26 protein-coding genes are annotated in these 21,322 nt (G+C 66.9%); 17 read left to right on the forward strand and 9 right to left on the reverse strand.

The window, feature by feature from the left end; genetic code table 11:
• The first annotated feature begins 2 nt into the window (after nucleotides 1-2).
• The 4 genes from M3P36_RS11520 to M3P36_RS11535 are packed head-to-tail and all read left to right on the forward strand — an operon-like array spanning nucleotide 3 to nucleotide 4,361.
• Nucleotides 3-1,793 (forward strand): acyl-CoA dehydrogenase C-terminal domain-containing protein, encoded by a 1,791-nt coding sequence (locus tag M3P36_RS11520; protein ID WP_249703625.1) that lies wholly within the window; start codon nucleotides 3-5, stop codon nucleotides 1,791-1,793.
• A 53-nt stretch (nucleotides 1,794-1,846) separates the two neighbouring features.
• Nucleotides 1,847-2,692 (forward strand): NAD(P)H-dependent flavin oxidoreductase, encoded by an 846-nt coding sequence (locus M3P36_RS11525; protein ID WP_249703627.1) that lies wholly within the window; start codon nucleotides 1,847-1,849, stop codon nucleotides 2,690-2,692.
• A complete protein-coding gene (locus M3P36_RS11530; protein WP_249703629.1) occupies nucleotides 2,689-3,435 on the forward strand; it encodes an electron transfer flavoprotein subunit beta/FixA family protein in 747 nt (248 codons plus the stop codon). Before M3P36_RS11525 ends, M3P36_RS11530 begins: the two co-directional genes overlap by 4 nt.
• Nucleotides 3,432-4,361, forward strand: coding sequence for an electron transfer flavoprotein subunit alpha/FixB family protein (locus M3P36_RS11535; protein WP_249703631.1), 930 nt, complete (start codon nucleotides 3,432-3,434; stop codon nucleotides 4,359-4,361). The genes M3P36_RS11530 and M3P36_RS11535 overlap by 4 nt, the downstream gene beginning before the upstream one ends.
• 9 nt (nucleotides 4,362-4,370) lie before the next feature.
• On the opposite strand, the gene M3P36_RS11540 is transcribed toward M3P36_RS11535, so the two are convergent.
• From M3P36_RS11540 to M3P36_RS11580, 9 genes are all read right to left on the reverse strand, one after another.
• Entirely contained in the window at nucleotides 4,371-5,249 is an 879-nt protein-coding gene (locus M3P36_RS11540; protein WP_249703633.1) for an ROK family protein, read from the reverse strand.
• A gap of 19 nt (nucleotides 5,250-5,268) precedes the next feature.
• Nucleotides 5,269-5,988, reverse strand: a complete 720-nt coding sequence (locus M3P36_RS11545; protein WP_249703635.1) for a sigma-70 family RNA polymerase sigma factor — start codon at nucleotides 5,986-5,988, stop codon at nucleotides 5,269-5,271.
• Nucleotides 5,985-8,012 carry a flagellar biosynthesis protein FlhA gene (locus M3P36_RS11550; RefSeq protein ID WP_249703688.1) on the reverse strand — a complete coding sequence of 676 codons (2,028 nt, stop codon included), beginning with the start codon at nucleotides 8,010-8,012 and terminating at the stop codon, nucleotides 5,985-5,987. The genes M3P36_RS11545 and M3P36_RS11550 overlap by 4 nt, the downstream gene beginning before the upstream one ends.
• A gap of 68 nt (nucleotides 8,013-8,080) precedes the next feature.
• Nucleotides 8,081-8,977: a transglycosylase SLT domain-containing protein gene (locus tag M3P36_RS11555; RefSeq protein ID WP_249703637.1), complete on the reverse strand. Its 897-nt coding sequence runs from the start codon at nucleotides 8,975-8,977 to the stop codon at nucleotides 8,081-8,083.
• A 66-nt stretch (nucleotides 8,978-9,043) separates the two neighbouring features.
• Nucleotides 9,044-9,376, reverse strand: a complete 333-nt coding sequence (locus tag M3P36_RS11560) for a flagellar protein FlgN (protein ID WP_249703639.1) — start codon at nucleotides 9,374-9,376, stop codon at nucleotides 9,044-9,046.
• Entirely contained in the window at nucleotides 9,373-9,675 is a 303-nt protein-coding gene (locus M3P36_RS11565) for a flagellar biosynthesis anti-sigma factor FlgM (protein ID WP_249703640.1), read from the reverse strand. Before M3P36_RS11565 ends, M3P36_RS11560 begins: the two co-directional genes overlap by 4 nt.
• Nucleotides 9,676-9,768: 93 nt before the next feature.
• Nucleotides 9,769-10,314 carry a flagella basal body P-ring formation protein FlgA gene (locus M3P36_RS11570; protein WP_249703643.1) on the reverse strand — a complete coding sequence of 182 codons (546 nt, stop codon included), beginning with the start codon at nucleotides 10,312-10,314 and terminating at the stop codon, nucleotides 9,769-9,771.
• A gap of 21 nt (nucleotides 10,315-10,335) precedes the next feature.
• Entirely contained in the window at nucleotides 10,336-10,800 is a 465-nt protein-coding gene (locus M3P36_RS11575; protein WP_249703645.1) for a hypothetical protein, read from the reverse strand.
• Nucleotides 10,797-11,480 (reverse strand): MotA/TolQ/ExbB proton channel family protein, encoded by a 684-nt coding sequence (locus M3P36_RS11580; RefSeq protein WP_249703647.1) that lies wholly within the window; start codon nucleotides 11,478-11,480, stop codon nucleotides 10,797-10,799. Before M3P36_RS11580 ends, M3P36_RS11575 begins: the two co-directional genes overlap by 4 nt.
• A 219-nt stretch (nucleotides 11,481-11,699) precedes the next feature.
• Between M3P36_RS11580 and flgB the strand changes: the two genes are divergently transcribed.
• From flgB to M3P36_RS11645, 13 genes are all read left to right on the forward strand, one after another.
• Nucleotides 11,700-12,047, forward strand: coding sequence for a flagellar basal body rod protein FlgB (gene flgB, locus M3P36_RS11585; protein ID WP_249703649.1), 348 nt, complete (start codon nucleotides 11,700-11,702; stop codon nucleotides 12,045-12,047).
• A gap of 3 nt (nucleotides 12,048-12,050) precedes the next feature.
• Nucleotides 12,051-12,461 (forward strand): flagellar basal body rod protein FlgC, encoded by a 411-nt coding sequence (gene flgC / locus M3P36_RS11590; RefSeq protein WP_249703651.1) that lies wholly within the window; start codon nucleotides 12,051-12,053, stop codon nucleotides 12,459-12,461.
• A complete protein-coding gene (locus M3P36_RS11595) occupies nucleotides 12,461-12,790 on the forward strand; it encodes a flagellar hook assembly protein FlgD (RefSeq protein ID WP_249703654.1) in 330 nt (109 codons plus the stop codon). The genes flgC and M3P36_RS11595 overlap by 1 nt, the downstream gene beginning before the upstream one ends.
• A 13-nt stretch (nucleotides 12,791-12,803) precedes the next feature.
• The gene (locus M3P36_RS11600) at nucleotides 12,804-13,622 is read left to right on the forward strand and encodes a flagellar hook-basal body protein (protein ID WP_249703656.1); all 819 of its coding nucleotides are present in this window, start codon (nucleotides 12,804-12,806) and stop codon (nucleotides 13,620-13,622) included.
• A gap of 20 nt (nucleotides 13,623-13,642) precedes the next feature.
• Nucleotides 13,643-14,383 (forward strand): flagellar basal body rod protein FlgF, encoded by a 741-nt coding sequence (locus M3P36_RS11605; RefSeq protein WP_249703658.1) that lies wholly within the window; start codon nucleotides 13,643-13,645, stop codon nucleotides 14,381-14,383.
• An 18-nt stretch (nucleotides 14,384-14,401) separates the two neighbouring features.
• On the forward strand, nucleotides 14,402-15,190 hold the full coding sequence (gene flgG, locus M3P36_RS11610) for a flagellar basal-body rod protein FlgG (protein WP_249703661.1): 789 nt from the start codon (nucleotides 14,402-14,404) through the stop codon (nucleotides 15,188-15,190).
• Nucleotides 15,191-15,198: 8 nt separating this feature from the next.
• Nucleotides 15,199-15,864 carry a flagellar basal body L-ring protein FlgH gene (locus M3P36_RS11615; protein ID WP_249703662.1) on the forward strand — a complete coding sequence of 222 codons (666 nt, stop codon included), beginning with the start codon at nucleotides 15,199-15,201 and terminating at the stop codon, nucleotides 15,862-15,864.
• Nucleotides 15,864-16,967, forward strand: a complete 1,104-nt coding sequence (locus M3P36_RS11620; protein WP_249703665.1) for a flagellar basal body P-ring protein FlgI — start codon at nucleotides 15,864-15,866, stop codon at nucleotides 16,965-16,967. Before M3P36_RS11615 ends, M3P36_RS11620 begins: the two co-directional genes overlap by 1 nt.
• Entirely contained in the window at nucleotides 16,964-17,275 is a 312-nt protein-coding gene (locus M3P36_RS11625; protein WP_249703667.1) for a rod-binding protein, read from the forward strand. The genes M3P36_RS11620 and M3P36_RS11625 overlap by 4 nt, the downstream gene beginning before the upstream one ends.
• A 3-nt stretch (nucleotides 17,276-17,278) precedes the next feature.
• The gene (flgK, locus tag M3P36_RS11630; RefSeq protein WP_249703668.1) at nucleotides 17,279-18,610 is read left to right on the forward strand and encodes a flagellar hook-associated protein FlgK; all 1,332 of its coding nucleotides are present in this window, start codon (nucleotides 17,279-17,281) and stop codon (nucleotides 18,608-18,610) included.
• Complete coding sequence (locus M3P36_RS11635; protein WP_249703670.1) at nucleotides 18,607-19,524, forward strand: flagellin N-terminal helical domain-containing protein; 918 nt, start codon at nucleotides 18,607-18,609, stop codon at nucleotides 19,522-19,524. Before flgK ends, M3P36_RS11635 begins: the two co-directional genes overlap by 4 nt.
• A 16-nt stretch (nucleotides 19,525-19,540) precedes the next feature.
• Complete coding sequence (gene motA, locus M3P36_RS11640; RefSeq protein WP_249703672.1) at nucleotides 19,541-20,404, forward strand: flagellar motor stator protein MotA; 864 nt, start codon at nucleotides 19,541-19,543, stop codon at nucleotides 20,402-20,404.
• 1 nt (nucleotide 20,405) lies between these two features.
• Nucleotides 20,406-21,322: flagellar motor protein MotB (locus M3P36_RS11645; protein ID WP_249703675.1), on the forward strand; the 917-nt coding region annotated here is incomplete at its 3' end.

Below are 21,322 nucleotides of genomic sequence, written 5' to 3' on the forward strand. Positions count from 1 at the left end.
ACATGCAAGTCTATGAAGCCCCCTTGCGCGACATGCGCTTCGTGCTGGATGAACTGTGGGTCGATGACGGGTTTGGCGAACTGCCCGCGCTGGCGGAATTCGATACCGACCTGACCAATGCCATTCTGGAGGAAGCGGGCCGCTTCAGCCGCGAAGTGCTGTTGCCCTTGAACCGTTCGGGTGACGAGGAAGGCTGCCACCTCGAAAACGGCGTGGTCCGCACGCCTGCCGGGTTCAAGGAAGCCTACAAGCAGTTCACGGAAAGCGGCTGGGCCAGCCTTGCCGCCGGTCCCGAATGGGGCGGGCAGGGTCTGCCGGAACGGGTCAACAAGCTGGTGGAGGAAATGACCTGCTCCACCAACCTGTCGTTCGGCCTCTATCCCGGACTCACCCACGGCGGCGCGATCGCGCTGGAAGCCCACGGCACGGACGAGCTGAAGCAGGCCTACCTGCCCAAGATGACCAGCGGCCAATGGTCCGGCACCATGTGCCTGACCGAAGCCCACTGCGGCACGGACCTTGGCATGCTGCGCACCAAGGCCGAACCGCAGGAAGACGGCAGCTACAAGGTGAGCGGCGCCAAGATCTTCATTTCGGCAGGCGACCATGACCTGACCGAGAACGTGATCCACCTCGTCCTCGCCCGCCTGCCCGATGCGCCGGCGGGGGTGAAGGGCATCTCGATGTTCCTGGTGCCCAAGTACCTCCCCAAGGAAGACGGCACGCCCGGCCAGTCGAACGGCGTGTGGTGCACCGCGCTCGAACACAAGATGGGCCTCAAGGCCTCTGCCACCTGCCAGATGCAGTTCGAGGATTCGACCGCATGGCTGGTGGGCGAGCCGAACAAGGGCATGGCCGCCATGTTCACCATGATGAATGCCGAGCGGCTGTCGGTCGGCATCCAGGGCTTGGGCATCGGCGAGGCGGCCTACCAATCCGCCGTGTGGTACGCCAAGGACCGCCTGCAGGGCCGCGCCCTCAGCGGCGCGAAATATCCCGACAAGCCTGCCGATCCGATCATCGTCCACCCCGATGTGCGGCGGATGCTGATGACTATGCGGGCCAACAACGAAGGCTGCCGCGCGCTGGGGGCATGGGTCGCCCGCGCGCTCGATGCCGAAAAGCTCAGCCCGGAACCCGAAGCGCGCAAGCGGGCGGAGGATTTCGTCGCTCTGATGACGCCGATCGTGAAGGCGCTGTTCACCGACCTGGGCCACGAGAACGCCCAGCTGGCGGTGCAGGTCTATGGCGGGCATGGCTACATCCGCGAGAGCGGCGTGGAGCAATATGCCCGCGATGCGCGGATCGCGATGATCTATGAAGGCACCAACGGCATCCAGGCATTGGACCTGGTGGGCCGCAAGCTGGGGGCGCACAACGGCCGCCTGTTGCGCAGCTTCTTCCATCCGGTGTCGGATTTCATCGCCGCCAACAAGGGCGATGGCCCGATGAAGCCGATGATCGACGGGCTGGAAAAGGCCTTCGGTGCGCTCCAGCTTTCGACCGCCACCATTGCCCAGCGCGGGCTGGCGGACCCCGAGGAAGCGGGCGCGGCGGCGACCGAATACCTGCGCCTGTTCGGCCTGGTGGCCATGGGCTACTGCTTTGCCCGTTCGACCATGATCGCCGGGATGAGGGTGGCTTTCGGGGCCGAGGACAAGGACTTCTACAAGGCCAAGATCACCACTGCGACCTACTTCTTCGAGCGCTTGCTGCCGCAGGTTTCGGCGCACTTCCTGTCGATCAAGGCGGGCAAGAAGTCGATGATGGCGCTGGCGGAGGACGCGTTCTGAGCAAGAGTGCCGACCTGACAGCGCGGCTGGCGATCCCCGCCATTGTTGCGCCGATGTTCCTGGTTTCGAGCGTCGAACTGGTGGTCGCCACCAGCGGGGCGGGGCTGTGCGGGACTTTCCCCACGCTCAATGCCCGCACCACCGAGGTGCTGGATCAATGGCTCGGCGAGATGGGCGAGCGGCTGGCGGGCAAGCCGTTCGGCGCCAACCTGATCGTCCACAAGAGCAATCCGCGGGTGGCGGAAGACCTGGCCCTGCTAGTGAAGCACAGGGTGCCGCTGGTCATCACCTCGCTGGGCGCGGTGCCCGACGTGATCGAGGCCGTGCACTCCTATGGCGGCATGGTGCTGCACGATGTGATCTCGATCCGCCACGCGCGCAAAGCCATCGGTGCCGGGGCTGACGGGCTGGTGGCTGTCTGTGCCGGTGCGGGTGGCCATTCGGGCAGCCTCAGTCCCTTCGCGCTGACCGCTGAAATCCGCGAGTTTTTCGATGGCCCGCTAGCCTTGTCGGGTGCGATTACCGAGGGCCGCCACATCGCGGCGGCGCGGATGATGGGGGCGGATTTCGGTTATATCGGCTCGCACTTCATCGCCACCGATGAAAGCATGGCTTCTGCCGAACAGAAGCAGATGATGGCAGGTGCCCATGCCGCCGACATCGTGCTGACCGATAAGGTCACCGGCGTTGCCGCCAATTTCATGCGCCAGAGCCTGGAAGCGGCGATGCTGCCTGAAGGGCACGGCGAAATGGAACTGACCGGCGAGGCCAAGGCCTGGAAGACAATCTGGTCTGCCGGGCATGGCGTTGGTGCGACGCATGGGATACGGCCCGCAGCCGATATTTGCCAAGAGCTGATTCTTGAATATCATCAGGCTCTGAAGGGAATTGCGACATGAAAATCCTCGTGCCCGTGAAGCGGGTGATCGATTACAACCTCAAGCCGCGGATCAAGGCCGATGGCAGCGGCGTGGACCTTGCCAACGTCAAGATGAGCATGAACCCGTTTGACGAGATCGCGGTGGAAGAGGCGATCCGGCTGAAGGAAAAGGGCGTAGCGACAGAGATTATCGCGGTGTCCATCGGCCCGGCAAAAGCGCAGGAAACCCTGCGCACCGCGCTCGCCATGGGGGCCGACCGGGCGATCCTGGTGGAAGCCGAGGATGTCGAGCCGCTGGCCGTGGCCAAGATCCTGAAAGCCATCGTGGACGAGGAACAGCCGGGCCTGGTGGTCATGGGCAAGCAGGCGATCGACGATGACAGCAACCAGACCGGCCAGATGCTCGCCGCGCTGTGGGGCCGGGGGCAGGGCACCTTTGCCAGCAATGTGGCGGTGGACGGTGACCATGTCTCGGTCACCCGCGAAGTCGATGGCGGGCTGGAAACGGTCAAGCTGCCGCTGCCCGCCGTGGTCACCACCGACCTGCGCCTGAACGAGCCGCGCTATGCTTCGCTGCCCAACATCATGAAGGCCAAGTCCAAGCCGCTCGCCACCAAGACCCCTGCCGATTACGGCGTGGACGTGGCGCAGCGCATCACCACCTTGAAAGTGGCCGAACCGCCGGTGCGGCAGAAGGGCGAAATGGTGGCTTCGGTCGATGATCTGGTCGCCAAACTGAAGGCAAAGGGAGTTGTCGCATGAGCGTGCTGGTTCTGGCCGAACACAATGACGGTGCGCTGAGCCCGGCCACACTCGCCACGGTAACGGCGGCGAGCCAGTTGGGCGGCGATGTCCATGTGCTGGTAGCAGGCGGCAGCGATGGTGTGGCTGCCGAGGCTGCAAAGATCGCCGGGGTTGCCATGGTGCTCCACGCGGGCGATGCGTCGCTTGCCAACCAGTTGCCCGAGAATGTCGCGCCGCTGGTGGTGGACCTGATGGCCGGTTACGACGCCTTCCTCGCCGCTTCCACCAGCACCGGCAAGAACGTCGCCCCGCGCGTGGCGGCGCTGCTCGACGTGATGCAGGTGTCAGACATCATGTCGGTCGAAGGGCCCAAGACCTTCACCCGGCCGATCTATGCCGGCAATGCCATCGCCACGGTGGAATCGAGCGATGCCAAACTGGTAATGACCGTCCGCACCACGGCTTTCGAGAATGCTGCTGCAGACGGCGGCTCGGCTGCGATCGAGGCGGTATCGGGCGGCGCAGACGCGGGCCTATCCAGCTTCGTGGGCCTTGAAGCCACCAAGAGCGAGCGGCCCGAACTGACCAGTGCACGGGTCATCGTATCGGGTGGCCGTGCCCTGAAGGATGCCGCCACCTTCGAGCAGCTCATCACCCCTCTGGCTGACAAGCTGGGCGCCGCCATCGGCGCCAGCCGCGCGGCGGTGGATGCGGGCTATATCTCCAACGATCACCAGGTCGGCCAGACCGGCAAGATCGTCGCGCCGGAACTCTACATCGCGCTCGGCATCTCGGGTGCGATCCAGCACCTGGCGGGGATGAAGGACAGCAAGGTAATCGTGGCGATCAACAAGGATCCCGATTGCCCGATCTTCCAGATCGCCGACTATGGCCTGGTGGCGGACATTTTCACCGCCGTGCCGGAACTGACCGAAAAGCTCTAGCTTGGCGAATTAGCCCTCCAGCACCTGCCGGCCCAGTTCGATCGCGCCGGTGATCCCGGCATCGTCGCCCAGGCCGGGCAGGACGATCACTTCTGCCAGGTCGCGGTCATAGGCGGCGACATAGCCTGCCAGCAGGGCGCGGGTCTTTTCCCGCACCATGCCGATCAGGCCGGGGGCCTTCATTACCCCGCCGCCGAAGATCATGCGTTCGGGCATGTGCAGCAGCGCCAGCGTCGCTGCGAACTGGGCAACATAATCCGCCACTAGCTCCACCTCGGCGGGCGAGGCGTGTGACAGGTCGTGGCCCCAGCGTGCTTTGATTGCAGGGCCACATGCCAGGCCTTCGAAACAGTCGCCGTGCCACGGGCATTGGCCGGGCCAGCTATCGCCGGGCGCGCGGGCTAGCCGGATGTGGCCGGCCTCGAGGTGGGACAGGCCGCCCAGGCTGCGCCCGTGGCTGACCACGCCGGTGCCGATGCCGGTGCCGATGGTGGTATAGGCCACGCAGTCGAGCCCTTGCCCAGCACCGCTTTTCCATTCGCCCAGCGCCGCGCCGTTGACATCGCTGTCGATGGCGAGCGGAACGCCGAAAGGCCCCAGCGCGGAGACATAGGACGCACCGCTCCAGCCCGGTTTCGGGGTCGTGGTTATCGTGCCCCATGTGGGCGAGGTGCGGGCGATGTCGATCGGGCCGAAGCTTGCCACACCGAAGGCGGCGATCGGGCCGTGCGGCTCCTGCACACTGTCGAACCATGCGGTCATTTCGGCAAATGTGGTAGCGGGATCGCGGGTATCGATGCGGGTGCGGTCCACAACCGTGCCATCGCCCCGCGCCACGGCAAGGACGAACTTGGTTCCGCCTGCTTCCAGCGCCCCGATCAGGCCCATTACTCTCCCCTGCCTGGCTTCAGCCGTCTTCCTGCATCAGGTCGCGCAGCTTGACCAGTGCCTGTGTCTTCAACTGGTGGACCCGCGGCACGCTGACTTCCAGCACACCGGCGATCTCGGTGAGGTTCAGTTCCTCGACGAAGTAGAGCTGGAGGACCAGTTGCAGGCGCTCGGGCAACTGGACCATCGCCTCGCCCAGCCTGCTGCCGTCCTCAAGCTGGCTGAGCACTTCGAAGGGATCGGGCAGGTCGGTGGCGAAGTGGGCGGAATTGTCGTCATATGCCTCGTCCAGGCTGGAAAGCTGGATCTGGCAGGTCGAACTGGCGGCGAGTTCGGCAGGGGTGACGCCCATGGCCGTCGCCAGTTCGGCCGGGCTCGGCTCGCGGCCCAGTTGCTGGCGCAAGGCATCGCGCGCGGCATCGGCCTGGCGGCGGCGGCGGATGGCGTTGCGGCTGTCGGGCAACTGCTTGCGGACAAGGTCGAACATGGCCCCGCGCACGCGGATTTTGGCATAGGCGGCAAAGCCGTCCTCGCTGGGCCCCGCATGGTTACGGGCACATTCGGTCAGCGCGATGAAGCCGGCCTGGACCAGGTCCTCGATCTCCAGCCCCTCGCGGCCGGAACCGTGGATGTGCCAGGCCGCCTTGCGCACCATCGGCACGAAGCGGCGCACGCGGTCGGCCACCACGTCCTGCCCGCCATAGGCGGCAGCGGCGAATTGTTTCGGGTCGTGCTTCATGCGGCGAGCACCTCTGCAGAATGATCGGGCAGTGCGGGTGGCTGTTGGCCGCCGATGACCGCCACCACTTCGACCGGCTGGGTCGGCGGCAGTTCGGCGATGGACAGCACCAGGCAATGCGGGCTGCGCTGGCGCAACAGGGTGGCGAGCGCGCGGCGGGCAGGAGGCTGGACGATCAAGGCAAGGCCCCTGCCGTCTGTCTGGGCGGCCATGGCTTCGTTCACGCGGTCGGCGATCATGCGGGCGCAATCGGGTTCGATCACCGGCTGGCCGGTGCCCGGATCCCGCATCCCACCAAGGATCGCGCCTTCGAGGCCGGCATCCAGCGTCAGCACGCCTAGCGGATCGTTGGGAGAGCATAACTGCCCTACCAGCCAGCCGCCCAGGTCGGCGCGGATATGATCGACCAGGGGTTCGAAATCGCGGGTCTTCTGCAGGCCCAGGGCCAGGCTGGAAAGGATCGGGAGCGGGTGCGACAGGGTGATGCCATCGGCCAGCAGTGCGCGCAGCAGGCGGGTGATGGCGGCCAGCGACAGCGGATCGGGATGGATCGCCTCGACCAGCCCGGGCGCCTTGTCACGCAGGGCGTCGAGCAGGCTGCGCACTTCTTCCGGCCCCAGCAATTGGTCGCCGCGCGCCAGCAGCAGCTGGTTGAGGTGCGTGGCCACGACAGTGGCGGCATCGACGGTGAGGAAGCCCTCGGCCACGGCATGGTCGCGCTCCCCGGTGGGAATCCACAGCGCCGGACAACTGAAGCTGGGATCGCGCGTGGCCTCGCCCACCAGGCCGTGGCCGGGGCGTGCATCGCCGGTGTCGATGGCCAGCACGGCATCGGGCCGCGCTTCGGCCCGGGCCAGCTCCACCCCGCCCACCAGCACGCGGTAGCAAGTGGCTGGCAGGTCGAGCGAATCGCGGATGCGGAACTGCGGCACGACAAAGCCGAAGCCCTGCGAAAGCTGCTTGCGCACGCCGGTGACGCGTGTGACCAGCGGCGAGCCCTTGGCTTCTTCCACCAGGTGCACCAGGCCATAGCCGACCTCCAGCGTGACCAGCGTCTGGTCGCTGACATCGCTCACCTCGATCCGCTGGACATCGACCACTTCGGGTTCGGGCACGGGCAGTTCGGCCTCGGCCATGTGGCGGCGCAAGGTCCGGTAAAGCCAGAAGGCGAGGGCAGCGGCGGGCAGGAAGATCATTTGCGGCATGGCCGGAACCATGCCGATGGCACCCAGAACGAAAGCCACCGGCAGCCACGATCCCGGCGCGGAGAACTGGCGGCCGATCTGGCCCACCAGATCGCTCTTGTCGCTGACGCGGGTGACGATGGCGGCGGCAGCGATCGACAGCAGCAGGCCCGGCACCTGCGCCACCAGAGCATCGCCGACGGCCAGCGTGACATAGACTTCCGCCGCCTCGCCTGCGCTCAGACCGTGGGTCGCCATGCCCAGGACCATCCCGCCGATCAGGTTGACCGCCAGGATCAGCAGCGCGGCAATCGCATCGCCCTTCACGAACTTGGAGGCACCATCCATCGAGCCGTAGAAGTCCGCCTCGGTCGCCACTTCGGCGCGGCGGGCGCGGGCTTCATCGGCCGTCATCAGGCCGGCGGCGATATCGGCATCGATTGCCATCTGCTTGCCGGGCAGGGCGTCCAGCGTGAAGCGCGCGGAGACTTCGGACACGCGCCCCGCGCCCTTGGTGACGACGACCATGTTGATGATCAGCAGGATGACGAAGACGAACAGGCCCACGGCGAAGTTGCCGCCGACCAGGAAAGCGCCGAAGCTCTCGATCACCTGCCCCGCCGCCGCGCCGCCTTCGTGGCCGTTGACCAGCACCACCCGGGTCGAGGCGACATTGAGGGACAATCGCAGCAGGGTGGCGAACAGCAGGACCGTGGGAAAGGCCGAGAAATCGAGCGGCTTCTTCGCATTCAACGCCGCCATCAGCACGCCCACCGACAGGGCGATGTTGAACACGAAGAACACGTCCAGCATCAGGGTGGGGATCGGCAGGATCATCATGGCGATCAGCGCCAGGATGCCGACCGGCAGGGCCAGCGCCGAGGGGGCGAAAGGCAGGTTCTTCAAGGTCACAGGCCGAAAGCCTCCAGGCGCGCATAGGCGTTGCGGATATGGGCGAGGCCGGGCGCCTCGCGGCCACCCGTCTCTGTCAGGGCGAAGCTGGTGCGCAGGGTCTCGGCCATCGAAGGTAGCGCCCCGCGCGACGGAGCCGGCGGCATGACGCGCGACGGCTGCCAGTTGTCGGGCAGGACGAATTGTGCGGCATAGGTGGCGGGGTAGGCGCCCGGATCCACGCCGCCTTGCGCCATCGCGCCATCCACCCGGCCCCGGATCACGTCCATTACCCCTGCGACAGAGCGCGGCGCTCCGCCGGGTTCGTAGAAGATCGCGCGGTTGGCGCGGGCGGCACGCGGCAGGATGGCGGCGGCGCTGGTTTCGGGATTGCTGCCGAGCGCGCCGAGGAACTGGCTCGCGCCTGCCGGACCGAGGAAGTGCGCGAGGTAGAGCTCGCTGGCATCGGGTTCGCGGCCCAGCACCGGCAGCAGGGTCGCCCGGTTGTCGCCCGCCAGTGCCCCGGCCATCAGGCTCGCCACATCGGGATCGGTCCGCAGGTCGAGGATGGCGGCGCGCGTGGCCGGATCGTCAACCCGCGCACGGCCGCTGGAACTGTCGATGGCTTGCGACAGGTGGCCAAGGCCGAGCCGTTCGCCGTGACGGTCGAGCGTGGACAGCCAGGTCTGGTCGATGAACTGGAACAATCCGGTGGCGCTGGACGTGCGCGCCTCGGCCTCCGGGTCCAGCCCGGATTCGATCCGCGCCTGGGCCAGCAGATAGGAGAAATCGACGCCGGTACGCTGGGCCGCGCGGGCGATTGAAGCCTGGGTGCCAGCATGGCTAGCAGCATGGCTCTGGCCCGCGCGCGATGCGGGAATGGCGGGCTGGAATGTCGTGACCGGATCGCTCATCCGCATCGCTCTCTTCGCTGGTTTCAATCAGCAGGAGCTTCGCAAGATGCGTGCCATTCTGGCGAGTTAAGCGCGCCGGGCCTGCGGGGCGGTGTAAGTGCCGGGGCTACGGGTCAGGGCATCGAGCTGGGCGGCGACATTGGCTGCCAGGAGATTGCGGACCTTGCGGTTGACTTCGTTCTGGTGGCGCGCGGCTTCCAGCAGGCTGCGGCATTCGGCATCGATTGCCGGGCCTTCGCCGTCGGTAAGTTCGCTGCACAACTCCTGCTTTGTCTGGGTCGAAAGGACCAGCGCATCGACATCCATGGCGGCAAGCGCCTGCCGCTCGGCTTCCAGCACGGCAAGCATTTGCCGCAGGTTGCCGGCCAGGCCCGCGTCTTCGAGCACGGCGGCGCTCACTGCGAGCCGCTCAGCATCAGGCGTGCGGCGATAACTGCATCGGTGATCTGGGCGGGAACGATGGGATAGCTGCCGTTCTTCAGGGCATCGCGGATTTCGGCGACACGGTCCTGCTGGACCGGCACGGGGCCGGTGGCCACGCGGGCACCGGTTTCCACGGCAATGCCGCCGTCGGCCGCAGGTGCCGACTGGGCAGACTTCGCTTCCGGTTTGGCGCCGGTGCGGGCCTCGGGCATGTCACGCGCCACGGGCCGCATGGCAGCCGGGCCGCTCAATCTGCTAATATCATAGAGGGACATTGTGGTCGCTCCTTGGGGGTTCATTCTCATCAGCAGGACGGTTCCCCGAGTGCCGGTTTAAGACTGGCTTTACGTTTTTTTGTTCGGCCCAAATTATCGGCCGAGCGGAATCACCGCCCGACCGGGGTTTTCGATGCGGGCGCGGACATCTTCCTGGCCGCGTCCGGGCCGGGTGCCTTCGGGACGAACGCGGATCCAGTCGCCCACTGCGCCGGCTTCCAGCGCCTCGCCCTGCTGGGTCACGCTGAAGCCGCGCCCCTCCACCGCGATGGTCAGGACCTGGCCGCGGGCGACAACGGGGGCGGCGGGGCGTGCGGGAGAATTTGCAGCCGCCGCCGCGCCGGTCATGGCGTTAACCGGAACGAACAGTTGCCAGCCTGACAGGGCGGGGCATTCCACCCGCACCATGTCGGCCCGGCGGCCATGCCAATCCAGCGCCAACTCGCCCGGACACTCGGCCAGGCGCAGGCGGCGATCGACCGGATGGCGCGCACCGCCCGGCGTGCCGACCGGCGCGCCGGTAAAGGCGGCCACTTCGGCATCGATCCGGGAAAGATCGGCAAACGTGCCTGTCTGGGCCGAAACGGCGGATGGCAGCGCTGTGGCGGCAAGGGCCAAGAGCAGGGTAGGGCGAAACATCGGAACAGCTCCTCGAAGGGATCAGGACTGTTCCGATAGAAGCAAGCTCTGTGCCACTTGTTCGGCCTCTCCCTCATTCGCACCGTCATAGGCGAACAGCGCGCGGACCTGCGATTGCGGGGCAGGCTGCAGGATCACGCGCGGGGCAAAGCCTGCCGCCATCGCCGCCTGGGCCAGTTCCTCGGCCCGCGCGGCCACCCGCACCCGGTCGGCAGGCGCAAAGCGCGCCTCGACGGTCAGTTGCTCGCCCGAACCGGGGCGGTAGAGCGCCAGCCATTCGGCCAGCGGCGGCGCGCCCGGCGCATCGACGAACACGCCCGATGCCACGCCCTGCGCTATTCCGCCCAGGGCTGGCGGCGGCACGGCCTCGTCCTCCGGCGGGCGGGCCGACAAGGTCACGCCGGTGATGATGAACAGGATCATCGAAAGGTCGGCCAGCGGCACCAGCCAGGCACTGCCGCTGTCGCGCAAGGGTGTGCGGATCACACCACCCGCTCCAGCCGGGTTACGGTTTTGGGCGGGGCCGGTGAAACAGCCCTTGCGGGCGGGACGGTCCCGGCCAGTTGCCGCGCCATCCAGTCGATCAGCAACTGGCGCGCTTCTTCCTCGGCCGCACCGCGCCGCTCGATCATACTGGCGACGGGGTGGAGCACGAGGTGTGCGAGCATCAGGCCATAAAGCGTGGTGACGATGGCCATGCCGATGCCGCCCATCATCGCGCCACCCGCAGCAGCATCGTAATTGAGCTGGCTCAGGGCGAACAGCGTGCCCGCCATGCCGAACACCGGCGCCATTTCCGCTGCCAGCCGGATCGGCCGTAATGCCAGCTTGCGGCTGTGGGTGCGCTGGCGCTTGAAGCGTTCGTGGGCGTCGATCAGGCTGGCCAGGCTGCGATCGTGGATCAGCGCATCGGTAACGCTGGCGATCTCGCGGTCGGAACTGCGAAACGGGCGCGAGCGCAGCACGCCATCGACTTTGAGCATCTCCACGTCGCGGGCGATTTCGGCACGGGCGCGTTCATAGTCGAACGGGCGCCCGACCAGGTGCCACAGACCGCCAAGCGCGGACGAAAGCTCGCGTCGCCCGCTGCCGACAAGGGTCGCAAGGCAGGTCCCGCCCAGCACGATGGCTGCGCCAGGGCCGTCCAGCAGGGCCGTGAAATCCATTATGCGCGCTCCTTGGCCCCAGAACCTGTTGCTGAACCTTTTGCAGTGCCTTCTGCCAGCCACAGGACGGATCGGCAGTGGCGGCGATTAAGGGCGGCACGTTCTTGCCGGTTGGCGGCACGTGCTTGCCGACAACGGGGAGACACAGGGCGAAAGGCGCAAACTGGCACGCTGCTTGCTGAACACCGGCCATAGTCACTTTGCTTCAAGGAGGCAGGCATGAGCGAGACCCTGTTCGGCATCCACGGCGCGGCGCTGGAATTGCGCTCGCACCGGCTAGGCCTGATCACCGGCAACATCGCCAATGCGGCGACGCCCGGATACAAGGCGCGCGACATCGACTTTTCCGCCGCGCTCACCGCGCGCACCGCAGGCAATGGCCGCGATACGGCGATCGAGAACGCCATGCGCTATCGCGTGCCGACCATGCCTTCGCTCGATGGCAACACGGTGGAACTGGCCAACGAGCAGATGGCCTTTGCCGAAAACGCCGTCGCCTATTCGGCCTCCCTCACATTCCTGACCGGCCGGGTGAACACCATCACCCGCGCGATCAAGGGGGAATAGGTCATGTCTTCCGGTTCTCCCGCCAGCCTGTTCTCCATGGTCCAGCGCGGCATGTCCGCGCAGATGGTGCGGATGAACGCGGCGGCGAGCAATATCGCCAATGCGGGTTCCGTCGCCAGTACCGAGGAGGGCGCCTATCGCCCGATCCGCGCCGTGTTCGCCCAGGAACTCGACCAGGCGAGCGGCATGTCGTCCGTCCGCATCAGCGAAGTGCGCGCAGCCGATGTCGCCCCCACCCGCCGCCACGATCCCGGCCATCCGCTGGCCGACGCAAACGGCGACGTGTGGGAAGCCCCCGTCGATGAGACTGCCGAGATGGTCGAGATGATGGAGAGCGCGCGCCAGTACCAGAACCTGGTCGAAGCCATGCAGACCGCCAAGCAGCTCATGCTCGAAACCATAAGGAGCAAGTGATGACCACGATTTCCCCCGCCCTGGCGGCCAATCTCGATGCGCTCAACGCGCCGGGAAACATCGTCAAATCGAACAAGACCGGCCTGGGCGCGATGGACCAGGGCGACTTCCTCAAGCTGATGGTCGCCCAGTTGCAGATGCAGGATCCGTTCGAGCCGGTCGATAACAAGGACATGCTGGCGCAGATGGCGCAGTTTTCCACCCTGGCCGGATCGGCCGAGGGCAATGCCACGCTGTCCACCATCTCCGCCAAGCTCGACGCGCTGATCGCGGCGCAAAAGGCTTCGAACGCCGCCAATGCCACTCCCGCTTCCACTCCCGCTGCCTGAGGAGCCTCCTGACATGACCTCTTTCTACACCTCGCTGAACGGCCTGAAGAATTCGCAGACCGACCTCAGCACCATCGCCCACAACATCGCCAATGCCGAAACCACCGGCTTCAAGAAGAGCAGTGTGGAATTCGCCGATATCGTCGCCAACGGTTCCGCCGCCAATCCGCGCATGACGCAGGGGCTGGGCGCCACGGTGGCGGGCATCAACCAGAACTTCGGCCTCGGCGCGATCGAGCAGACCGGGCGCAGTCTTGACCTGGCGATCGATGGCGACGGCTTTTTCGCCACCCGCAATACCGAGAGCAACCAGATCCTGTTCACGCGTAACGGCAGCTTCTCGATCAATGCGGCGGGCGGCGTGACGGACTTTGCCGGCAAGAGCCTGCAGATGTTCGATGTCGATGCCGCCGGTGCAGTGGTCAATCCGGGCACGACGGTGGACGCGGTCATACCCACGACCAATGGCGCAGGATCGGACCTTGCCAGCATCACCATCGAGAAGAACGGCCTGATCAATGCCGCCTATGCCGATGGCTCTACCGAACCGGTCGGCCGCCTGGCGCTGGCGACCTTCGTTGCCCCCACGGGCCTGCGTCCGGTCGGATCGACCAACTGGGAGGCCACCGGCTTCTCCGGTGGCGCGGCCTACGAACTGCCGGGCACCGGGCGCAACGGGCAGCTGCTGTCGGGCGCACTGGAAAAGTCGAACGTCGATCTGGCCGAGGAAATGGTCGGCCTCATCACTGCCCAGCGCAATTTCCAGGCCAATGCCAAGGCAATCGATACGGCCACCCAGTTCTCGCAGACCATCATCAACCTGCGCAGCTAAGCTAGCCGGAGGACGCCGCCATGGACCGCATGATCTACACCGCGCTGACCGGCATGGACGCGGCGATGAACCGCCAGCGGGCCGTGGCCAGCAACCTGGCCAATGCCAGCACGCCGGGCTTCCGCGCCGAAACCTTTTCGACCGGCAACTTTCATGTGTCCGGCGAAAGCCTCAACGTGCGCGGTCTGGCGCAGGGGGCCGTGCGCGGGGCGGACATGACGGCGGCCGCCACGACCCACACCGGCCGCCCGCTCGACATTGCCCTGTCCGGCAATGCGCTGATGGCGGTGCAGGCGGCAGACGGCAGCGAAGCCTATACCCGGCGCGGCGACCTGACGGTCGACGTGACGGGGCGGCTGGTCAACGGGGATGGCCTTGCCGTGATGGGCGAGGCGGGGCCGCTGGCCCTGCCGCCCGGCTGGCAGGTCACCATCGGGACCGATGGCAGTGTGTTTGCCGCCGATCCCGCCGCGCCCGATGTTCCCGCCGAACTGGCCGGGCGCATCAAGCTCGCCAATCCGGCGGGCAGTGCGCTGGTCAAGGATCTCGACAACCAGTTGCGCGTGCCGGACGGCGGGATCCTGCCGATGGACGTGACCGCCACTCTCGTCACCGGCGCCCTCGAACAAAGCAACGTCGATACTGCCGGGACACTGGTGGCGATGATCGACGCCCAGCGCGGCTTTGAACGCCGCACCAAGCTTATTTCCACCGCCGAACAGCTCGACCAGGCCTCTGCCCGCCTGATGTCGCTGAGCTAAGGGAAAGGACCAAGAACCATGCCTTCTGCCGCCCTCCAGGTCGCCCGTACGGGCCTCGAAGCGCAGGATACCCGCATGCGGGTGATCGCGCACAACCTCGCCAATATCGGCACCACCGGCTTCAAGCGCGACCGCGCCGATTTCCAGACCCTGGCCTATGACGATGCCCGCGTGGCCGGGCAGCGCAGCGGCGGCGATACCGCCTATGCCATCGGCCTTAACCTCGGCACCGGCGTGGCGGTGCAGGGGACGACCCGCATTGGCACGCAAGGCGCGCTCTCCACCACCGGCAACAACCTCGACATGGCGCTCGATGGCGACGGCTTCTTCCAGGTCGAAATGCCCGGCGGGCAGACCGCCTATACCCGCGCGGGCAATTTCAGCCTGTCGGCCGAAGGCACGCTGGTCACGGCACAAGGCTATGCCCTGCAGCCCGCGATCCAGGTTCCCGCTGGCGCGCAGAGCATTGCCGTGGGGCCGGATGGCACGGTGACCGCGATTGTTGATGGCGATGCGGCCCCTGCCGAACTGGGGCAGATCACCGTGGCCAGCTTCATCAATCCTGCAGGCCTGCAGGCCAGCGGCGACAACCTGCTGCTGGAAACCGCCGCCAGCGGTGCCGCCGACGTGGGCGCTCCCGGCGAGAACGGGCGCGGCCAGATCCGCCAGGGAATGCTGGAGGCCTCCAACGTCAACGTGGTGGAGGAGCTGGTGGACATGATCAGCGCCCAGCGTGCCTACGAGATCAATTCCAAGATGATCAGCGCCGTGGACGAGATGCTCCGCAACGCCAACCAGACCCTGTGAGGCCGACAATGACCCGCAAACTTGCCGTAATTCTCGCCTGCCTCGCCACTGCCGCCTGCGGCATGGAGGGCGGCCGCCCGCAAGTGGGCTTCGGCCCCGCATTGCCGCCCGCCGAAACGCCGGGTTTCTCCACCCAGGCGAATGGCGCAATCTTCCAGCCTGCCACCGGCTATGCCGCGCTGCACGAAGGCACCCGCGCGCGCCGCGTGGGCGATCTTGTCACTGTGATGCTGGTGGAGAGCATGGGCACATCCAAAAGCACCAGCGCCCGCACCAACCGCGCGGGCAGCGCCGGGATCGAGCCGCCCAGCGCGGGCCTGCTGTCATTCCTCAATCCCGATGCCCTTAATGCCGGCGCCGAAGCGACGTTCAATGGTCAGGGCAATGCATCGCAGCGCAGCACTCTGAACGGCGCCATCGCGGTCACCATCGCGGAAGTGCGGTCCAATGGCACGGCGCTGGTGGTTGGAGAACGGCAGATGGAACTGAGCCAGGGCAGCGAATGGGTGCAGTTTGCCGGTATCCTGCGGCTGGCCGATATCAGCGCGGAAAACCGCATTCTCTCCAGCCAGATTGCCGATGCGCAGATCATCTATGGCGGCAATGGCGCGATCCAGCAGGCGAGCCGCCCTGGCTGGCTGAGCCGGTTCTTCAACATGGTGAGCCCGTTCTGATGCGCCGCCTGCTCCTTTCCCTCGCCTTTGCGCTGATCGCCGCCTTTATCGTGGCACCGCCCGCCCATGCCGAACGCGTGCGCGACCTCGGCGCCTTCGATGGCGTGCGCCCCAACCAGTTGACCGGCTATGGCGTGGTCGTGGGCCTGGATGGCACGGGTGACGACAATTTCGAATACCTGACCCAGGCCATGCGCGGCGTGTCCGGGCGGCTGGGGCTGACCTTGCCGCCGGGCGTTTCCCCGGGGCTGAAGAATGCAGCGGCAGTGATCATCACCGCCGAACTGCCCGCCTTTGCCAAGCCCGGCCAGACGATCGACGTGACCGTTTCCACCATCGGCCGCGCGCGCAGTCTGCGCGGCGGATCGCTGGTGATGACGCCGCTCTATGGTGCCGATGGCGAAGTTTACGGCATGGCCCAGGGCAACCTGGCGGTCGGCGGCCTTGGTGTATCGGGCCGCGATGGCAGCCAGGTCACGGTCAACGTGCCCACCGTGGGCCGCATTGCCGATGGCGCTACAGTGGAGCGCGAAGTCGCTACCGGCTTCGATACGCTGGGCGAGCTGCGCTTCCACCTGCACAATGCCGATTTCCAGACTGCGGCGCGGATGCGCGATGCCATCAACCGCCGCTTTGCCGGGGCCGCCCGCGTAATCGACGCCGTGACCCTGTCCATCGTCATGCCGTTCGGCGGCGATGCGCGCGGGCAGATGATTTCGGAGATCGAGATGCTGGACGTGACTCCGGGCGAAACGGCTGCGCGGGTGATCGTCAACAGCCGCACCGGCACCGTGGTGATCAATTCGGCCGTGCGCCTCTCGCCCGCCGCCATCAGCCACGGACGACTGGTGGTGCGGATCGCCGAAGAACCCCGCATCGTCCAGCCCGCGCCCTTTTCCGATGGCGTAACCGCGCTGGAACAGGCGAGCGAAATCACCCTGGAGGAACGCGAAGACCGCGTTGCCCTGATGCCGGGCGGGGCCAACCTGTCCGAGATCGTCGATGCCCTGAATATGCTGGGCGTGGGTGCTGGCGATCTGGTGGTGATCCTCGAAGCCTTGAAGCAGGCCGGCGCCCTGCAAGCCGAAATGGTAGTACTGTGAGCGGGATTACCCTTCCGCCCGCAGTCTCCGGTCCCCGGCCTGCGCTGCCTGGTGCGGCTACGTCTCCCTCAGACGGGCTGCGCGAGGCAGCGCAGGCATTCGAGGCCATCTTCGTGCGCCAGCTCCTTTCCAGCGCCCGCGCGGCCGATTTCGGCGGCGAGGAAGCCTTGCTGGGGGGTCCGGGGCTCGAACAGTTCGAAGCGATGCGCGATGAACACTTTGCCGATGTGGCCGCGCAGCGCGGCACTTTCGGCCTGGCCGATGCCATCGAACGCCAGCTTTCCGCGCAGATCGCAGGAGGGCGTTAAGCCATGAGCGGCAACCTCCTCCTGATCGGCAAGAGCGGGGCCATGGCGGCCCGCGCTGCGTTGGACCTGACCGCGCAGAACGTGGCCAATGCCGCCAATCCGAACTATGCCCGCCGCACGCTGTCGATGGCCGAAGTGGCGGCCAAGGGCGGCATTGCGATGGAGCCGGGCGCGACCCTGAGCGGTGTGCGCCCCGATCAGGTTCTGCGCACCAATTCGCTGTTTCTCCAGACCGAGGCACGCCGCACCGCCAGCGATGTCTCCCGCGCCGATGCCGAATTGCAGGGCTTGCGGAATGCCGAAGCGGCAGTCGAGCAGGCGGGGATCTATCCGGCCCTCGTCGATTTCGAAGCGAGCCTGGCGCGGCTGGCTTCCGATCCGCTGGAAGGTTCGCTGCGTGCTGCCGTGGTGGAGGATGCCCGGCGGCTGGCGCAGACCTTCCAGATCGCCACCAACGGCCTCGATGTGGCCGAAGCCGACATTGCCTTTACCGCCGATGCCGATGTGGAGCGGGTTAACCTGTTGGGCGGCGAACTGGCGCGGACCAATGCCGCCATCGCCCGCGCCCGTCCCGGTTCGACCAACATGGCCGTGCTGCATGACCAGCGCGACAGCCTGCTGCGCGACATGAGCGCGGTGGCCGGGGTGACGACAAGTTTCGATGTGCTGGGCCGCGCCACCGTTACACTGGGCAGCGAGACTCTTGTCAGCGGGGTCGATGCCTTCGCCCTGTCCAAGAGCAGCAATGCCGATGGCAGCTTCGCCTTTGCGGTGGGCGGCAATGCGGTGACCTTGACTTCGGGTCGCCTGCTGGGCGGCTCGCAGGCGATGCGTTCCATCGGCGAACTGAGGACCGAGCTGGATGACCTGGCGAACCTGCTGATTACCCGCAGCAATGCGGCGCAAGCCACTGGAATCGCGCCCGATGGCTCGCCCGGACAGCCTTTCTTCAGCGGCACCGGTGCGGTCGATGTGGCGCTGGCCCTCACCAGTGGCAGCCAGATCGCCACGGCTCCTGCCGGGGCGGGGGCGGGCAGCCGCGAGACCGGCAACCTCCAGGCCCTGCGCGACAGCCTGGCCAATGGCGGCCCTGCCAGTGCGGCCGACGCCATGCTGTTCAAGCTGTCGAGCGCCATCGGCGCGCGCACCGTCACGCGCGATGCCTTGCGCACCATTGCCGACACCGCCGGGGTAGCCCTGGCGGCCGAGACCGGCGTCGATCTCGACCAGGAGGCAGCCAACCTTATCAAGTACCAGCAGATGTTCCAGGCATCGGGCCGGGTGATGCAGGCCGCCACCGACATCTTCGACACCCTGCTGGGGATCGGCCGATGATCGCTGTGACCAATTCGACCCAGGCGTTCTACCGCCGCTCGACCCTCGACATGAGCGGGCTGCGGGCGACGGCCGAGAACCTACAGAACCAGCTTGCCACCGGCGAGCGGCTGACCCGTTCGTCCGACGATCCGGTGGCTGCCTCGCGCCTGCGGATGCTGGCGCGGGCCGACCGGCTGGGCGCAATCGACGCGGGCAATGCCAAGCGCGCCAGCGAAGACCTGCAACTGGCCGCCAGCGCGCTGGAATCGATCGGCGCCGACATCATCCGCGCCCGCGAACTGGCGCTGTGGGCGGCAAGCGACACGGTGGGCGCGAGCGAGCGCAATGCCATCGGCGCGGAACTCGACCAGTTGCGCCAGCGATTGATGGCCACGGCCAACGCGATGGACACCAGCGGCAATGCCCTGTTCGGCGGCGAGGCCAGCGGGCGCGCCTATGCCGAGGGCGCTGGCGGGGTGGTTAGCTATATCGGCAGCCCTTCCAGCGGCGTGATCGACCTTGGGCAGGGGCAGTCCATCAGCCGCGGGCTGACCGGCCCGGAAGTGCTGAACTTCACCACCGGCGGCGTGCCGACCGACCTGTTCGCCCATGTTGCTGCCCTTTCGCTGGCCTTGCAGGGCGGCGCGGGCGATCCGGCTACGGCGGCGCGGGATGCGCTGGCGGGCTTTGACGATGCGCTCGACAGCCTGACCCGCGCCCAGACAGTGGTCGGCAGCCGGGTGGCGTGGATCGACGTGATCCAGGACCGCCAGGTGGACCAGGCCCTGTCGCGCGCCAACCAGACAGCAGACACAGGCGGTGTCGAATTCGCCGCCACCGTGGCCGAGCTGCAGCAGATCCTGACCGTGCTCGAAGCGAGCCAGGCCGGGTTCTCGCGGCTGGCCGGCCTGTCCTTGTTCGACAACATCTGACCATCGGGGAAACGCAATGTTCGCAGCCATAGGGATCGTCGTCCTGCTCATCATGGTGTTCGGTGGCTTTGTCATTGCCGGCGGCTCGCTCGGGCCGGTGCTCGCCGCCACGCCCATCGAAATGATGATCATTGGCGGCGCGGCGATCGGCGCCACGATCATCGGCAATTCCATGCACGAGCTAAAACTGCTCGGCGGCGGGCTGAAGCGGGTGTTCAAGGGCCCGAAATATTCCGACCAGGACCATATCGACACCATCGCCCTGTGCAGCCGCCTGATGAAAATGCTCAAGACCGAGGGCCCGGTGGCACTGGAATCGCATGTCACCGATCCGGCCAATTCCGCCATCTTCGCCGAATATCCCGGCATCCTCGCCGATCCGGCGCTGACCGCGCTCATCTGCGATACGCTGACGCTGATCGTCGTCTCGTCCGGCAGTCTCGACACCCATGCGGTGGAGGACGTGATGGACAATTCTATCAAGGCCCTGCTGCACGAGATGGACGAGCCTCAGCACGCGCTGCAGACGCTGGCCGATGCGCTGCCCGCGCTGGGCATCGTGGCCGCGGTGCTGGGCGTGATCAAGACCATGGGATCGATCGACCAGCCGCCCGAAGTGCTGGGCAAGATGATCGGCGCGGCGCTGGTCGGCACCTTCCTCGGCGTGCTGCTGGCCTATGGCATCGTCGGCCCGATGGCCGGGCGGCTGAAGCAGGTAAACGCGCATGACGGCCAGATCTTTCAGTCGGTCAAGCAAGTCATCATCGCCTCGCTCCACGGCTATCCGCAGCCGCTGGTGGTGGAAAGCGCGCGGTCGGGCCTCAGCCCGGCGCACCGACCGGCCCTGACCGACCTGCTCGACACGCTGCGGGGCAAGTAGGATGAAGTCCGCGCCGCTGCCCTTTCCGGCCGATCCGGCACCTCCGCCCGCGCCCCCGCCACCGCCGCCTGCGCCACAGGCGGTGCCTGCACCGCTGGCCCCGATCATCGTCCGGAAGGTGATCGTCCAGGGCGGCGGGCACCACGGCGGCGCGTGGAAAGTGGCCTATGCCGATTTCGTGACCGCAATGATGGCCTTCTTCCTGCTGATGTGGCTGCTGGGCGCGACAACCGAGGACCAGCGCAAGGGCCTGGCCGACTATTTCACCCCCACGCTGGTCAAGATGCGCGAGAACAGCGCCGGGTCGGACGGCATGCTGGGCGGCGCGTCGATCGTCGATGCCGACAACTATCCCCACGCCGCCGGGCAGACCGGCACCCAGGCGCTGACCATCCCGCGCGACGCATCGGGCGGGGTGGACGAAGGCGGGGCCGAGGCGGCCGAGCGGCGGCGGATGGAAGTGGCACAGGAACTGCGCGAACGGATCGAGGCGATCGAACGCCTGCGCCGCCTGTCGCGCCAGGTCCGCGTGATGCGCACGCCCGAAGGCATCCGCATCGACCTGGTGGACGATGCCGATTTCTCGATGTTCCACCTCGGCTCGACCATACTGGTGCCCGAAGCCCGCGAACTGATCGGCATCATCGCCGAGACCGTGGGGCCTGCCAGTGGAGCAGGAGGGGGCGCGCAGATGATCGTGCGCGGCCACACCGATGCCCTGCCATGGCGCAGCGGCACGGGCGCCAACAACTGGTCGCTATCGACCGGCCGGGCCGAGGCAACCCGCCAGCAACTGCTACTGGGCGGCATCCCCCAGGCGAGGTTCGACCGCATCGAAGGCGTGGCCGACCGCGAGCTGCTGGTGAAGGACAACCCGGGCGATCCCAGGAACCGGCGGATTTCGATCCTGCTGCTGGA

The organism is Altererythrobacter sp. KTW20L, assembly GCF_023501975.1.
Classification (GTDB): Bacteria; Pseudomonadota; Alphaproteobacteria; order Sphingomonadales; family Sphingomonadaceae; genus Alteraurantiacibacter.

What these genes read in the sequence shown, in the direction of transcription:
- M3P36_RS11520 (WP_249703625.1), top strand. Translation starts at nt 3, where the DNA reads ATGCAAGTCTATGAAGCCCCCTTGCGCGACATGCGCTTCGTGCTGGAT.
- M3P36_RS11525 (WP_249703627.1), top strand. Translation starts at nt 1,847, where the DNA reads ATGTTCCTGGTTTCGAGCGTCGAACTGGTGGTCGCCACCAGCGGGGCG.
- M3P36_RS11530 (WP_249703629.1), top strand. Translation starts at nt 2,689, where the DNA reads ATGAAAATCCTCGTGCCCGTGAAGCGGGTGATCGATTACAACCTCAAG.
- M3P36_RS11535 (WP_249703631.1), top strand. Translation starts at nt 3,432, where the DNA reads ATGAGCGTGCTGGTTCTGGCCGAACACAATGACGGTGCGCTGAGCCCG.
- M3P36_RS11540 (WP_249703633.1), bottom strand. Translation starts at nt 5,249, where the DNA reads ATGGGCCTGATCGGGGCGCTGGAAGCAGGCGGAACCAAGTTCGTCCTT.
- M3P36_RS11545 (WP_249703635.1), bottom strand. Translation starts at nt 5,988, where the DNA reads ATGAAGCACGACCCGAAACAATTCGCCGCTGCCGCCTATGGCGGGCAG.
- M3P36_RS11550 (WP_249703688.1), bottom strand. Translation starts at nt 8,012, where the DNA reads ATGATGATCCTGCCGATCCCCACCCTGATGCTGGACGTGTTCTTCGTG.
- M3P36_RS11555 (WP_249703637.1), bottom strand. Translation starts at nt 8,977, where the DNA reads ATGAGCGATCCGGTCACGACATTCCAGCCCGCCATTCCCGCATCGCGC.
- M3P36_RS11565 (WP_249703640.1), bottom strand. Translation starts at nt 9,675, where the DNA reads ATGTCCCTCTATGATATTAGCAGATTGAGCGGCCCGGCTGCCATGCGG.
- M3P36_RS11570 (WP_249703643.1), bottom strand. Translation starts at nt 10,314, where the DNA reads ATGTTTCGCCCTACCCTGCTCTTGGCCCTTGCCGCCACAGCGCTGCCA.
- M3P36_RS11580 (WP_249703647.1), bottom strand. Translation starts at nt 11,480, where the DNA reads ATGGATTTCACGGCCCTGCTGGACGGCCCTGGCGCAGCCATCGTGCTG.
- flgB (WP_249703649.1), top strand. Translation starts at nt 11,700, where the DNA reads ATGAGCGAGACCCTGTTCGGCATCCACGGCGCGGCGCTGGAATTGCGC.
- flgC (WP_249703651.1), top strand. Translation starts at nt 12,051, where the DNA reads ATGTCTTCCGGTTCTCCCGCCAGCCTGTTCTCCATGGTCCAGCGCGGC.
- M3P36_RS11595 (WP_249703654.1), top strand. Translation starts at nt 12,461, where the DNA reads ATGACCACGATTTCCCCCGCCCTGGCGGCCAATCTCGATGCGCTCAAC.
- M3P36_RS11600 (WP_249703656.1), top strand. Translation starts at nt 12,804, where the DNA reads ATGACCTCTTTCTACACCTCGCTGAACGGCCTGAAGAATTCGCAGACC.
- M3P36_RS11605 (WP_249703658.1), top strand. Translation starts at nt 13,643, where the DNA reads ATGGACCGCATGATCTACACCGCGCTGACCGGCATGGACGCGGCGATG.
- flgG (WP_249703661.1), top strand. Translation starts at nt 14,402, where the DNA reads ATGCCTTCTGCCGCCCTCCAGGTCGCCCGTACGGGCCTCGAAGCGCAG.
- M3P36_RS11615 (WP_249703662.1), top strand. Translation starts at nt 15,199, where the DNA reads ATGACCCGCAAACTTGCCGTAATTCTCGCCTGCCTCGCCACTGCCGCC.
- M3P36_RS11620 (WP_249703665.1), top strand. Translation starts at nt 15,864, where the DNA reads ATGCGCCGCCTGCTCCTTTCCCTCGCCTTTGCGCTGATCGCCGCCTTT.
- flgK (WP_249703668.1), top strand. Translation starts at nt 17,279, where the DNA reads ATGAGCGGCAACCTCCTCCTGATCGGCAAGAGCGGGGCCATGGCGGCC.
- M3P36_RS11635 (WP_249703670.1), top strand. Translation starts at nt 18,607, where the DNA reads ATGATCGCTGTGACCAATTCGACCCAGGCGTTCTACCGCCGCTCGACC.
- motA (WP_249703672.1), top strand. Translation starts at nt 19,541, where the DNA reads ATGTTCGCAGCCATAGGGATCGTCGTCCTGCTCATCATGGTGTTCGGT.